The following is a 14,678-nucleotide window of genomic DNA, read 5'->3' on the forward strand; positions in this document are numbered from 1 at the left end:
CGAGAGCGGATCTCTCTTGAGCCCTTGGGTCACCAAGGCGCTGAGGCCGTCATATCCCTTTCGAAGATCAGCCGGCTCCGTGTAGGCATAAACGACCACCTTTCGTGTGCTGCCAATCATCCAAGGAACTCCAATAGCCGAACCAAAGAATCGACATCCAAGCCTTCGATGCGATAGCCGCGTGGGGAGATGAGAACCGGTACAGAAGAACGACACAAGCCATCTTCACCAATAATCACGGGGCGGAGATGACCGTTATCATCAGGCTGACGTTTGATCCAGTGCTGAATCGTACTCGTCGAAAGATTCAGGGACAGACAAATGGCAGAAAGTGTCCGCCCGGTTTTCATTTCCTCTTTGATAAATGCCGCGATCGCTTCGCGTTTATCCGATGAATATCGGACTGCCGTTCGGGCTTTCCCTTCACGAACGCCTTGAATCAGAGTTTTGATTTCCGTTTCTTGAGCTGTCATTTGGCTCCTCCTCTTGAAGGACCAAGATGACAGATATTAAAAAGCGTGACTAGACGGGGTAGGGCGACATCTTACAATTGAACGTCATGATCAAACAATGTCTCAGCCGCCGCATTGACAACATCTCAGAGGTAACAACCGAGGTCGCGGCTTGGCAGAGTCACCGCAACAATTTGAATGCCAAAGTTAATTGGCAATTCACGGCACAGAATGCACGCACGAAACTCAAGCGACTTTATCCGACATTAGAGACTTGACATGACACTAGATTCGTTGACTCCGGAGTTCGCATTTCCACATGTGAAAAGTGAAGGCGGCAGTCAACCTGCGCAGCGCCCACATGTCGTCGGGGTCGGTGATGCAGCGCCTCCTGGCCAGCACGCGACCAAGTTCCGACGTCTACGACTGCCTAGGGAGAATCTTCCGACTCCTGCGTCTCCCGCTCATAGGAGATGTCATCCAGGTAGAAAGTGATGCCAGCGGGATTCGACGTCGCGTTGGCAACCCAACAGAAGACTCCTATCACGCTCGAGAGGTTCTGCTGGTCCAGACTGATTGTATGCTGTTTCCACTCGTTCGTCAGCATGATCTTCCGTGGGCGTGCCGTCACTTCGAACGAGTCCTTGTGTTTCTTGCCTGGAGCGGCGATCCCGCCGGCTTTGAACTCGACGACCTCACCGCCGTTCTCGCCCTTGGCCCAGAACGTAATCCTGGTGTAGCCAGCAGCGGCCAAGTCCCAGCCCGGCTCGTCACCCCAGTTGTCCGGCTCATTCTGCCAATAGATGCCGGCCCACTTCTTGGGGCCGGGTTCGTAAGTCACCTTGATGCAGATGGAATCGGAGTGAGGTGCTTCCTTCCAGGCTTCGAACAGTCGAACGTGCTTCTCGCCGAACTCCCCATCCCCCATCCACCCGGAAGCGACCGCCTCGGACCACACATCGAATAGCTCCGGCTTCCCGGCGGACTGAGCGAGTGCAGGGTCTGCCGCAGGTAGGATGACGGTGAGCAGTAAAGCGAGGAACGCCAAGGAACGCGTCAGAAAATGCATGGTCAAACCTCCTTTCGCCCTAATCGGGCGATTGTGCAATTCGAAACCCGATGGTATCTCTGCGCGTGTCGGGAGGGTAGTGCGACCGGAACGCACACCGGACCATCTCTTGCTTGTCCTGCCAGGACCCTCCGCGAACCACTTTTCTCGTTCCCTGCCAGGAGCCCAGTGGGTTCCTCGGCGGACCGTGTTCATAGTAGTCCTCCGCGAACCAGTCTTCACACCATTCCGCCACGTTCCCTGCGACGTCCATCATCTCGTACTCCGGATTGCCCCCGGCGGGGTGCTCTCCGACCCGCTTCGGTCTCCCGTGCGGCTGACCGAAGTTGGCCCGATGCAAGTCGACCTCACCTCCAGTCCAGGGAAACGTTCGCCCATCGGGTCCCCTAGCAGCCTTCTCCCACTCCGCCTCCGTGGGAAGCCGGTAGTAGTGACCCGTAACTCGGGTGAGCCAGGCGCAATAGGCCTTAGCATCGTACCAGCTGACTCCGACCACGGGTTGGCTCGGGTCGTCGTACCCCTCGTGGTGTCGGTACGCGGGCGGATCGTGGTCCGGATTCGCGTCCAGGAAGATGTCGTACTGGGCGTTGGTCACCTCGAATCGACCGATGTAGAACGCATCTAGGTAGATGCTCCTGGCGGGGCTCGCGTCCCTTACTTCGTCGTCACCCATCAGAAAAGGCCCGGCCGGAATGGGAACAGTCTCGGGCACGCCCATCGGAAGCCTCACTGCGGAATCCCCAGGCGCACTTTCCAAGCGGTTGCGTCCCACAAGCTGGAGACCATCAGCGTTTGCGAGGAGAGTGTCGACTCGGGCCGGCGGGGAAGCGGGTGTGCGATTCCATGCTGAGGGCGGGTCCGACGACCTCCAAAAGTCCCGTAGAGTGTAGCCGCTAAGCTCCGCCAGTGTGCCTCCAAACGCCGAAGTGGCAACAACGAGTGACAACGGCTGCCATACGTGCTGCCAGCAGAAAAGGAGCCTCGTAAGATTTGGGCAACGCTTCCGGAAGTTCGAGCTCTTGGTTCGTCCGAAGCATTGCATCTCGACCAAAGTGCTTTCTAGGCTGGTCTCGCCCAACGCGTGCGAAATGGGAGCAGAGAGCTGTGGTGCTCTCGAGTGTCATTCTGTCCGGAACTGACAAGGCAGTAAAGTGCAATCTGGTCGCAGATTCCAGCGGAAGACGAAGTCTGGGTCCGGATCGGGCTCCTTTGGAAGTGTATGCGACGCTTCTCTGCCGTGGGGAGTATTTGTGTTCGCCGCGGACAATGTATCGGATTCTCGCGGAGAATCGGGAGGTGCGAGAGCAGCGAGACCAACTCAGGCATCCGGGAATTTTTAGTGTCGCATATCATATTACACCTAAAACCTGATGTAGGGGTGCCAAGCATCGCCTCAAAGCCATTGGAAAGACTGCACTTAGCTCGACTATTTGGACAAGAGATCTTCAATTCCCATGGAGGATGAACCAGACCCAGCAGGTTGTTGCGGCCAAATCTTAATCCGTAGGGAAAAGGGACTTGTCAACCTATCCATCAAGTCATATAGTCTTTTTTACAATGAAAATCCAAGATATTTAAAAGTCCTGACTAGCAGTTAATAACAACTTTTGCAACGAATACTATCTGGCACAAGGCCAGGATCTTCGCAGTTGGTCCCCTTGGAGGACGGTTTGAAAACCATCAGAATCCAACGATTGTGGAGGTAAGATATTGCCATCGTCTTCAAACGCTCGTTGTCCGAACGTGCAAGTTCCGGTTGAGCTTCACGAGATCCACTGCCGATGCCTTGCAAGACTCAGAGGGTCCTTCCAATTCGAGACCCGATCCCACGGAGCTGATTTTGAATTACACTGTAAAGATCGTGATAACGTAAGGCTGGGACCTGTTCAGGAGAGTATTGATTGGTTTTGTCTCCTAAGTGAGTGGGGCGACTCCAGGTTTGTCAAGTTGCGCTCGACTGGTGTGCGTTTGCTTCTGCTAATCGTCGTATTTCTCCTTGTTGCTCAAGGGTGCAAACCAGCGCTGTCTCCCCCAGACACTTTCGGCGCCCTTGAGGTGCTGGGATTGAGTGGTGAATTGTTACCACGTTCTGAGGATGGGGGGGGAGGGACAATCGCAATTGATCTCTATTTGGACGTGTCAGAGTCCATGCGGGGCTTCGCCGCTGTTGACACATCAAGTTACTTACGGGTCCTCAGGCAAGTACTTGATCAAGTTACCACAGCGGACTACGACCTTAGACCTTTCTCCTTTTCGGAGAGAACTGAGTTGATTACACCTTTCAGCTGGGACCGAATCAAGAATCCCCTTTTCTACTCAGGAGCAAGCACAGATCTTCCTTCATTGCTGGAGAGTATCGCAGAAGACTCTAGCAGGACTTCTATTTCTGTCGTGGTGAGCGACTTGGTTGTTTCGATGATTAATGAAGATGAATACTCTACCGTCACAGCACTAAATGCAATACTACATAAGTGCGAAGAGACGCTACTCCTTGGTTTTAGGTCCGAATTCATAGGAACGTACTTCATCGAGACACCCCCGAAGGGGCGCATTGATAATGTCGACCTTCGATTAGAAGACAAGCATAGCGGTAGACCCTTCTTTCTTTTGATCGTGGCGAATTCGACCGAAATGCTGGAGAGATTCAGTCGCACGACGTTAGATTCCCTGGAGGTTTCCCTTCGTTACAATCCAAGAGATTATCCAGTCCTTGTAGAAAATGTAAAGCCCTACGACTGCTATGAGAACAGAGAGAACGAAATCCGGATTTTCGATGTGCCTGAGTGGAGTGTTGATGAGTCAGGCTACAGTAGATACACGGGTACCTTCGTACACCTAAACGCCTCCAATCAAGAGAAGTCAAGGCTTTGCCTACAAATGAGATTTGGTGGTGATCTAAAGATCTGGTCACTAGACGCTCTCGATTGCAGGTGTTGGCACACTCGATATGCTAGAGAGGGTATTTGGGACGCAAAACGCTCCGTCAGGATCGACCAAATGACGGTTGTAGACAGCCTGGAGAAAGGAGTCGCAATCCTCGCATACGACTTTCCTTCTCTTGAGCGAAACACTTGGGATGCGTTTCTAATCTCATTCAGGCCGGGAGAGGGCAACCTGCGATTTCCAGAGTGGGTGAGCTCATGGAGCACACGAGATGATCGAGAAAGATCAGAGCTCTCGCGAACGCTCTATCTGGAGCTCTTGATTCGAGCGATGCAGAATTCCGTTCTGGATGAGCTGAGATTTCACGATCAAGTAATCTTCTTGACGAGGAGTTAGAAGCAATGGGTAGAATTGTACTGTTTTGGCTAGGGTTGCCTCCAGACCCTACTATTCCCTACCGTCAGTGGCTTGGGTTCAAAGATATGATTGCGGGCTGGATCCTCGGAGCGGTTATTTTAATAAGCGTGGTAATCCTTATGTTTTATTGGAGGTCAGCAAGGAGGCTCAAGATCTCGAACGATAGACCGTTAGAACTCTTTCAGCCCTATCGACCTCTGTTGTGGCTCTGGCTGTCAGGGATACCCATCATGCTTATCGGGATATTGTTCTGCTACTACTATACTGACTATTTCGGAGCAAGTGTTATTGTAATTGGGTATGGAATCGTGGCGGGTTTGTGGGCGGGGCTCCTAACTTTTATGCTTTCTTATACTCTTCTCACACTTCCTGTCTTGGGAATCACTCCTGCTAAGTTCAAGTATCGGCCACTGTGGCTAGTGTACAGGCACCGTGGCCGCAGAGTGCTATCGTCATCTAACTGAGGAAGCGAATTGATGAACACGATAATCTGTGCGGGAGGCTCTGGCTCGCGTGTTCTTGAGTCGATTATCCATCTATGCGCATCTGGTCTGGGGCCGGACGAGATGCGGGTATTTATCGTTGATCCAGATAAATCAAACGGAAATGGCACCCACACTTCCGGACTACTTGCGGCCTATCTGGAAACTCAGAAAGCAGTTGAGAGATCGGATACTGCCCTTGGGCTGTTTCATACGAAGTTTGATCTATTATACGGAGAGAAAGAGCGTGGGGGAGGCCTGCGAGTGTGGTCACCGGTCCCGGCTGGTAAGACTCTAGGGGACATACTCAACTTTAACAACCTTCGGGGCACGGATGCGGACGTCGCGAGGCTTTTGTTCACGGAAGAGGAACTAACGACTGGTCTTGATCATGGGTTTCTTGGACGCCCGGCGATAGGGGCTGCAGCAATGTCTTTGCTCTCCACCAAGCAAGATGAAGAACCTTGGCCTGCTCTCACTGCCCGTATCAAGAGTGATCTTAACCATCCAGAAGGTTCGAGGGTTCTGATTATCGGCTCCGTGTTCGGGGGCACAGGCGCATCCTCGATTCACCCACTGGTGCGTTTCCTTAAGACTATCCCTGAAATAAACGCAGAGCGTCTTAAGATCGCTGTTGTCGCGCTAGTTCCTTACTTCGAATTCGTATCAGGTAATGTTGATCAGGAGGAATCGAGGGAAGAGAGAATCTCAGCCCGTTCCGAGCGCTTTTTAGTCAAGACTAAAGCCGCAGTGAGGTTCTATGAGCATTTGAAGTCGAATCAAGATTGGGATTTCGAGGGTATGTACTGGATTGGTAACAGCGAGAACCGCCGAGTGCGTCGTGCTTCTGGAGGGTCTCAACAAAAGAACCCGGCGCATCCGGTTGAACTTATGGCGGCGCTGGCTTCTCTAGAATACTTTGATGACCCTAAGATCAGGAAGCTATGTCACTATTGCGGGCCTGCCCAAGGAGAGGCCATAGACCAGCCGAACGAGGTGCGCTGGACAGATTTGCCGATGAGACCCTCTGGGCGCAAGCGCATCGAACACGCAATTAGGTGTTTCTTCCTTGCGAGTTTTACTCATCTAGCCTATTTCCGGGATTTGCTCGATGAAGAATCCGTACTGGATGACCGCCCCTACTGTATCCCGTGGTATTTAGACAAGTTTGCCCTGAAGAAAGACTGGCTGACAGACTCGAAGAATCGTGCGGATTTGAACAAGTACGAATCGTATCTGAAGAGTTTCTATTTCCCCTGGTGGATTGATCTTCATCGTGAACGTGAGACGAAGCTCCTTCGTAGGGATACTTTTATGGAGGGTCCAAGTGATGAAGCAAGGAGAAATCTGAGGCTTGGGTATCTAGCAGACCTCTTCTATGACAATCGAGGTGCCGAAAAAGATCCCTACGCCATTGACCGGTTCTTTGATGCGATGGTCAAGGTTTCTTCAAAGAAGGGAGCGGGATTTCAGGATGGGGTTGGAGCATATGTGTCGTTACTCTTGAGAGCGGCACAGAGATATATTGACCCTAAGGAAAAGTAGAAGAGGACGGAGTGAGTTATGCAACGTTTCTTTCTTAGTGGGATTGATCCGGATAACCAGAATCTGACGCCTCCTGCGGAGGGCGTTTGGAATGGCCATGAAAGCTTTTTGACTGATTATGCTCAAGCAATCCATTTGGAGGGTAGGCTTGAGGACCTCAGATTAGCACACAGCGTTCCTTCCGCTTTTGCGCAACCGATTCAGTTCTACTACGGCTTGAGAGATAAGGACAGCCCTGTTCATTCCGCAACGGTGTCTGAATGGAGGGGTTTACTTGCAATGTTCGCCTTGGGCCAACTGATGAATATAGTCTTAGAGGCAAAAGAGTTTAAGCTTGAAGATACTGGACAGAAAGAAACAAACTTTCACCTCATGACTATCCTCAGAAACCAATTGCCAAAGATATCGAAGGATTGGTCAAAGTGGTGGCTGTTGTACTGTGAAGGAGACCTCATAGGAGCGACCTCTCCTTGGACGATTGTCTATACGCCTGCAGATTACCGATGCCCGGCGCGCATACCATGGAGAGATACTCAGACTGGGAAGTTTGCTGATCCAATGCACTACTACAAGATGAAAGAGGATGGCTTCATTGAGCTTGCTCTAGTTCACCGGTGGGTTTCGCTTGTACTGGATGCGCACGGCTGGGACATGCAACCTCATTTGAAGGAGCAGACCGGATTCCTGAGAAGGGAACTAGCACACTGGAAGACAGATCTCGATGACTATCTTCAAGGCTTTCGTGGAGAACAGGTCCTTTCCGATATCAGGCAATTAACAATACGGAAGTCCGACGCGATTGTGGTTGCCGCGCCCCATCGGAATTTCCTGGCACCTCTTGAGGTGAGGGAGATCAGAATGCCGGGTGGCCTATGGTTGGCGACCAACCCTGATAAACGACAGGCGATCGTTCTCTCTCAAGCAGATGATCTTAGTGGAAGGCGAGTGTTGGGTCCAGTGTTTGCAGACGAGATCGATTTCGATTCCTTGACCGAAGCGAGCGGAAGTGAATTCGTTACAAGAACGGGAGTCAGGATCAATGAACACTACTTAGTTCCAGAGCGCCACCTTTTACCAAGAAGGCTTCTTCAGCTTGAGTCGTCTGGGTCTGCCTTTGGCGTGAATAGAAAGTACTCTCTGCCTCTGACGTGTTCCATATTCGACTATTATACCTACGATGAGGTCAAAGAGCTGGACATTCGCGTACAGGAGGTTGGAGAAGACGTGGTTCTAGCAACCCTGAGACTGCCTCTCCGAGTTGGTGGTTCGATAGATGTTAAGAGGAAATACGAGAGAGGCAAAGAACTACTTGGGGTAGAGACTGTTCCTGCCCTAGCAATTTGGCCTGACTTTGAGGACCCTGATTGGGAGGAGTACCGTCTGTTTCTGAACAACGTGGGCTCGGCATCGGTAGCCGCAAGAGCAGTCGTTCAGGACTCGAAGAAGGGATATCAGACATTGGAGTGCTCTCCAGCCAGGGAAGAAGGCCTTTTCACTTGGATCACTCCTGATACTCCCTTGGGCTTCGAGCTGCTTGCAAAAGATCAAGGGGACTCCAGCATGATTGAGGCCGGTCTAATTTTACGGGATAGCATTAAGCACCCGAAGATGACTGAAGCCGGACGAAACTTAACAATCGGCGTTGACTTTGGAACGTCAAACACTGCGGTTATGGCGCGAGATGAGAGTCTTCGGGTTGTTGATGTTGAACTTGGGGGCCGGACCTTGATGCTGACCAAAACTGCGCAATTGTTAGCTCGGGAGCTTACTTGGTTCTTCCCAATGGAGAGGGTTCGACCTCCATTCGCCACGCTTGCTGGACGGACAAGGGCAAGATTGGTTGGGGCCGACCACCGGGGCAGTGAAGATGTTGGCGCAGTGCTCCACGGCGCGGAAACATATATTGTATCTCAGAAGCCTGGCGGGATCATAACAAAAATCAAGTGGGGTACTGGTGGTCAATCATATAGTGATAAGGAGCTAAGGGGCTATTTGGAATCTCTGCGACTGCAAATTCTAGCTGAAGCGAAATATATGGGAGTTGCAACACTTAAGATCCGATGGTCTTATCCTCTTTCTCTGAGCGTTCAAGCTCGACAATCAATGAAGGACTTCTGGGAGGCCACAAGAAAACGTTTGCCTAAGGGAATGGAAGTAGGCGAAGTAGTTGGCGTTTCTGAATCTGCAGCCCTAGCCCGCTGTCTCGGCATCGAGTATAGCAATATCCTTCCGGTTACCGCCCGGGCTTTGTCAATTGCCATCGATATCGGTGGTGGCTCGGCCGATTTTGGATTTTGGACTGAGGGCAGGCTTCTTGGAGGAAGCTCGATGAAGCTGGCTGGAAATGACATTCTTGGTCCCATGATCAAGAGTAAGCCTTCGTTCTCGGAGAAGCTGTTGGAGATTGTGGTCCCACGTACGCCAATACCCGCGCTTGTCGATGCATTTCGCAGCAGAGAAAAGAGCCTGACACTCTGCAATCTGCTTCTGACTTCTAGGATGCGGAGTCGGCAAAGAGGGGAGGATGTAAGGTTGCGGGATATGAACTTGGTAGGGGCAGAAGTCACCGGAGGGGGGCAATGCAAAGCCGAGGACCCGTGGAAGACAGCTCGAAGCCTGATCTATTTATACGGAATGGGTCTTGCCTTCTACACAGGGTTGCACGCAAGGAAGTACATTAAGGAGAATGATTTGAAGGAAACTCATGTCTACTTCGGTGGACTTGGCTCTCTTCTTTTCAACTGGCTCGGAAACCCTGAATTAGTTCAAGAGATACTCAGTCACGCTCTTAGGAAGGGAATCGCGGTGAGTGATGAGGTTCGAGGAGATGTATTATTGAAACTCTATGGCCCAGGATGTGGAAAGGAGCATGGCCTGGGTCCGAAGATGGAAGTTGCGACGGGTCTCCTCGCCCGAGAGCTACAAGGCGAACCCAATTCATGGAAGCTGACCGAGGGTTGTGATGCGTTAGAGATAAGGGCAATCCTATGTGAAGTAGGTTGGGTCGATGGTCATGGTGAGGTTATACAATGGGATAGAGAGATTACTCCAGCTGAGCTTCTCGAGTATCAGATACCCCAAAACCTCGAAAGTTGTTATATTGCTGGATTCATGTCCCTCGCTACTGAATTTATTGACCAACTCGGTCTTGATGAGCGATTGCATGAGTTGCTTGGCTCTTCCCTTTCAACAGCTGAGATCGAACACACGATTAGGGTTAAGACCAGGGCTTCGGTTGTGGAAGCCATGGCACCCAGGACCATTGAGCATATGAAGACTCAACCCGTGTTTGGATACGAGCTGGGCTTTCTTCTTAAGGAATATGAGGATCGTTTCATGAAAGGATGACGTATTTTCGTAACCGAAAAGCTCTTATCATGAAGAAATGGTACGCTAGTTTAAGTTCCCCAGTGGCACACCAACGCCACTGGCGTATGAATATGTTCGCTTTTATTCTCTGCACTATACTGACCTATAATGACATACCGCTTTCTGTCGAAGCGAGATCGGTGGATCCGGAAAAAATCACTATTGAGGATCATCCAAGGCAGGGTAAGACAACAATACATAGCACGAGTGGCTGGCTGAAAATCAGAATCGAGGATGTGTTCGACGACGTCGCGCGAGCTGGATGGGCAACGATCAGGCCACAGGCAGAGCTCAAGGATAGTGAAGGTTCCATAGAGGGAGGGGATGGATGGGTCGGCATATGCAAAGTGCCGTACAGATACACGAATGGTGTGCTAGAAACTCTTCAACCCTATTTCCGCGGTAATCGCAAACTAAGGATTACGAATCTCTCAATGATGCTTTCGGGAGAGGATGATCGACAGTATGAACTTGGCTGTGATTTGAGTAGATTCTCGAACGAAAGCAACGAGATTTGGGAACAGAGGCTTGGGGAATCTGTTCTTTGCTCAAGACAAAAAATTGCAAGAGTAGTCATTAGATCCTACCCAAGAAGACCGAGCGATAGCCTGCAGGTAGAACTTGGACGTGATATTTGCCCCGTAGATGGGGGAGACGTCGTCGTCTTGGTAAGAGAGCATGGTCAGGGGGCACGAGTTAAAAGCGGTTGGTTAGAGGTGGTGACAGTGAATGGTAGTGCATGGGTGATGGTCCCTTTCGAGCGAGATGAGAAGACCAGAACCTTGATTGAGCGATTGGAGGTCTGGACAAAAACCAATTCGGGTCAGTGGAGGTGCCATACATTTGACAGTGAGATAGAGATAGGAACAGTCGAGAAGGCGAAGCTCTCTAATCTCACCTGGAATAGCAAGGAGGTTTGTGGAAATCGAATTGTCCTGCCGGGAGATCATCAACAAGATGGCGACTTTACCGTTTATGTAGCGTCGGGGAATGTAGATGGGAGGCCCGAGTGGAAGTACAAAGGCGACGCAAAAGTTGAGAGAGGTGAACTTAGTCTAGCTGACAATTGGCTTCGGGAGCCGCACGAGACGGAGATAGTCAGACTGAGACTGGTCCAATCCGGTGCATTAGCCAGGACGTACGAGTACGATTTCAGCATTTCTTCAGCCAACGCCGAGAAGCCGTCGATCGGACATAGGTTCCTTAAGGGATTGGGCTTTGTTCGTGGCGGGGTGGCAGGCTTTCTAGGACTTGTAGTTTTCATATGGTTCATTCGGCGATGGAGCGGGAGGCATCCGCAAGTGATGTGGAATGAGCACCTTACAAATCGCGATGGCGTAATCCGGATTCCCTTCTCTTGCAGCAGGAGGCTGTTGACGTGCCAACTTCGTGCGGATCAAACAGTTCACCTTAGGTTGAAAGCCAAGGATAAATCCAATGTAAAGGTGTTTATGCTTCGTGCCGAAACATGGATTGATCTCGCTGTTAGGAGAGGGGAGGCGGTTGGGCAAAAAAGCAAGAATCTGTTCAAGGTGTCCAGACGTCAGGAGGATGTCTGGATATTCATCCGACCTGAAACAACACAACCCTTTCGAGAGACGGTCACATTTCAGCTTCTCAAATCTAATCAACAAGAGATTGGACATGTAGAAATCCATTTGGAGTGCATTGGGGAACAAACTACGAAGAGTTGTATGGCTATATCTCCGCCAGAAGAGAGGTTCCGGTTGGGAAAGCTAGATGACAGAAGGGAGGATGGAGTCCGCTCGATAGAGCAACAGGAGCCATCACCTAGACTCCCAGGGCCTGCTACTTTAGTTGATCGATCCATCATTAGACTTCTACATGTTGTGAACAATTGGTGGACCTCGTCTCCAGATCCAACTCTCAAGGTTCTCAAGAAAGAACTGGTCGCTAGTAGTGTGAAAGTGGAGTTCCGTAAGCTCGGGGATATAGCAGAGAATCTTGAGAGTCTCGAACGTAGGCCGTTTCAGTTTATCAGAGATGAGAAAGATGAAGGTGAATGGATATTCCTCAAGCAAAGAGAGTCAAACACATACTACGCAATACCATACCACCCGTTTCATGGAAAGCTTGAGCATTCACCAATCATATTGCAGAATATGTTCGAGGGTTTGGCCGACGTATGCGTTCCATTCAGATTTAATCGAATTGAAACTCCGTGCCTCTTGCGCTGCGTGGATGAAGCGAGAGAACGTTTCGAGGTAGTGAGGCGGGGGCATATTCGTGTGCTTTCTGCTGGGATGAAAGAAGACCACAGCGCAGTGAAAGAGGAGACGCTGTTACGAGTGTCGGTGGGGGAAAAGGAGCCAAAACCTGAGAAGGTTAGACAGGTTAGGGATGATCTGGATAGTGTACTCAGTGCATTGCATACAAGGCTTACTCGGGTTGAATCAACTTTGAATCGTATCGAGTTGCTTTTTGAGGAAAACCAGAGAACGGTTGGCGGGGTGTCCCAGAGATTGATGGATCGGTTCGAGCAACTCCGGGAGGGTATTGCCGCGAAAACCAATGAGAGTACGATGATGCATGTTGAGGAACGTATCGCGAGGCGACTTGACAAGGTAGAGCAAGGAATCGAGCAAGCTGTGAAAGAGGCCCTTGGGGAAGGCTACGCCAGGGAATTGAGCCAACGATTTACGGCCCTTGAACAAAGAGCGGTGGAGGAGTTACGAGAGTCCTTGGGAAGAGTTTTAGCTAGCCTCGAAAGCAGCTCTCAGTTGACGGGGTCGAGCCGAGCGTTCGAGGGGGGCCATGGGGCGCAATCCGCTGGAATCGTGCAAGAGGTACGGGATGTGCAGGAGAAGCGGCCGGACTCCTCTATGTCAAAGATGGCGACGACGACGTTGGCACCAGAGGTGCTGAGTCTACTCAATGAACGTCTAGCTGAGAGTTACAACGCATTGAATCCAAAGGAAATGGCCGAGACTTCTCATAAGGGATATGTCTGGCGACTTTTATGCGGTTTGCAGTCTTGGGAGAAGGTCATAAGCACAAAAGCGAAAGACCTGAGAATAGAAATAGTGCATCTAAGGCTGGACGCGCAATCTGTCACACTCCATTCAGGCAACGTAGAGAAACATAACGGTACCAGCATTGACTGCAAGGAGTGCCGTTTGTCTGACACGCAGAGTCATCAGTTTCTTTTGGCAGTATATGCCTCAGATGTCTCCTGCCACATCTTTCTACCTCTCGGTCCATTTGACAGAGGTAACTTTGCTCGTGCATATAACCTATTGGTCGAGAATCCCCCGGAGAGAGCGGAAATTATCGCGTGTACGCCTGCCTGGCTCACTCGACAGACAGTAGACCAGCCGTGGGCGGTCAGGACCAAGATGCACGTCACGACGACACAACTATGAGTGTGAGTTCATCTTGGCTATTAACCAATGAATCAAGGCTCCGGAAACGATTCCGATTCGTAACTTCTTGCAAACGGATCCTCCTGCTCGCCATAAGCTGCTGGTTCCTTCTTTCGAACATTCATTGTACGAGGATAAGGAAAATCGACTTCGAAATTAGGTGGGATGTGAAGGTGGAGGCAATTCAGGAGGGCACGATGATTACCTATAAGGGGGAGCGAGTCGGACATGTCAGAGGAGCGGTCAGTATTGGGGGAAAGACAAGGGCAATCTGTCGGATCCTTCCATCGGCTGGGGATGAGATCCTGAGCAGCGCAGTTGGTGTGTTTATCCTTGGTGAGGAGAATGTTCCGGGGTTCATAGAGCTAAGGGTGGATGGGGGAGAAGCAAGGGCGATTGCAACCGGAGATATGCTACACGGAGAGATTGAGGAGAGTAGTACGTCATCCAGAAAAATAGACAGAGGAGTAGGAGAAGCAGTTCGGTCACTTTCCTGGTACTTTGTTAGGATTGCGGCCGGGGGATTGGTAGCGGCCCTCCTCTTCTGGAAGATTAGGATTGTAGCAATTATCCTGATCACCGCACTCGGCTTCATCGAGGGAGGCCCCAGAATCTTTCTGTTAGCCAATCGATTAGGTGTTCAGGATGGTTTTGGTATAGAAGGGGCTTCCTATATCTTGGGAGCGTTGGTTGGTCTTACTCTTGGGTGGATTGCGGGATTGGTCTTGCCGTTGCTGCTTCGGATGCTCTCTGAAAGAAAGTAATATTTTGAGCGTGAGCATGGAATCTGAGGGTTCAAGTCGGGGTTTTGGATCAAGGAAGCTGATGGCCGGGATGGGCGCCCCTCAGGAATTGTAGAAATAACCCCCTCGCGGAGCTTGATTTAAGCGTCCGGAGGGGGTTTTCTCCTTCTTCAGTAAGATATCGCCCAGCCCCACAAGCCGAATTTGGGAAATTCTTCGGTTACCTGATGATTCACAAGGAATTACAAGAGATCTGACGGAAGAATTATGGTGCCGGGATTCTTAATCGCTTCATAGAGAGCCTTCCTCAAGTACGCTTTCGGATCCACACCACA

The 14,678-nt window shown here is 50.9% G+C and carries 8 protein-coding genes; 5 read left to right on the forward strand and 3 right to left on the reverse strand.

Annotated elements, in window-relative coordinates; all coding sequences use genetic code 11:
* Nucleotides 1-116: 116 nt before the first annotated feature.
* The 3 genes from KJ970_00005 to KJ970_00015 form a co-directional block, all read right to left on the reverse strand.
* On the reverse strand, nt 117-473 hold the full coding sequence (locus KJ970_00005; protein MBU2689283.1) for a hypothetical protein: 357 nt from the start codon (nt 471-473) through the stop codon (nt 117-119).
* Nucleotides 474-882: 409 nt separating this feature from the next.
* Entirely contained in the window at nt 883-1,521 is a 639-nt protein-coding gene (locus KJ970_00010) for a hypothetical protein (protein ID MBU2689284.1), read from the reverse strand.
* Between the two features lie 19 nt (nt 1,522-1,540).
* Nucleotides 1,541-2,239: a formylglycine-generating enzyme family protein gene (locus KJ970_00015; protein MBU2689285.1), complete on the reverse strand. Its 699-nt coding sequence runs from the start codon at nt 2,237-2,239 to the stop codon at nt 1,541-1,543.
* Between the two features lie 1,346 nt (nt 2,240-3,585).
* Between KJ970_00015 and KJ970_00020 the strand changes: the two genes are divergently transcribed.
* The 5 genes from KJ970_00020 to KJ970_00040 all read left to right on the forward strand — a co-directional run bounded on the left by KJ970_00020 (nt 3,586) and on the right by KJ970_00040 (nt 14,364).
* Nucleotides 3,586-4,800, forward strand: coding sequence for a hypothetical protein (locus tag KJ970_00020; GenBank protein ID MBU2689286.1), 1,215 nt, complete (start codon nt 3,586-3,588; stop codon nt 4,798-4,800).
* A gap of 497 nt (nt 4,801-5,297) precedes the next feature.
* A complete protein-coding gene (locus tag KJ970_00025) occupies nt 5,298-6,848 on the forward strand; it encodes a hypothetical protein (protein MBU2689287.1) in 1,551 nt (516 codons plus the stop codon).
* Nucleotides 6,849-6,866: 18 nt separating this feature from the next.
* Nucleotides 6,867-10,196 carry a hypothetical protein gene (locus KJ970_00030; protein MBU2689288.1) on the forward strand — a complete coding sequence of 1,110 codons (3,330 nt, stop codon included), beginning with the start codon at nt 6,867-6,869 and terminating at the stop codon, nt 10,194-10,196.
* Between the two features lie 92 nt (nt 10,197-10,288).
* On the forward strand, nt 10,289-13,600 hold the full coding sequence (locus tag KJ970_00035) for an apolipoprotein A1/A4/E family protein (GenBank protein MBU2689289.1): 3,312 nt from the start codon (nt 10,289-10,291) through the stop codon (nt 13,598-13,600).
* Nucleotides 13,601-13,797: 197 nt separating this feature from the next.
* Nucleotides 13,798-14,364, forward strand: a complete 567-nt coding sequence (locus KJ970_00040; GenBank protein MBU2689290.1) for a hypothetical protein — start codon at nt 13,798-13,800, stop codon at nt 14,362-14,364.
* The last annotated feature ends 314 nt before the right edge of the window (nt 14,365-14,678 follow it).

Source organism: Candidatus Eisenbacteria bacterium (assembly GCA_018831195.1).
Classification (GTDB): Bacteria; Eisenbacteria; RBG-16-71-46; order CAIMUX01; family JAHJDP01; genus JAHJDP01.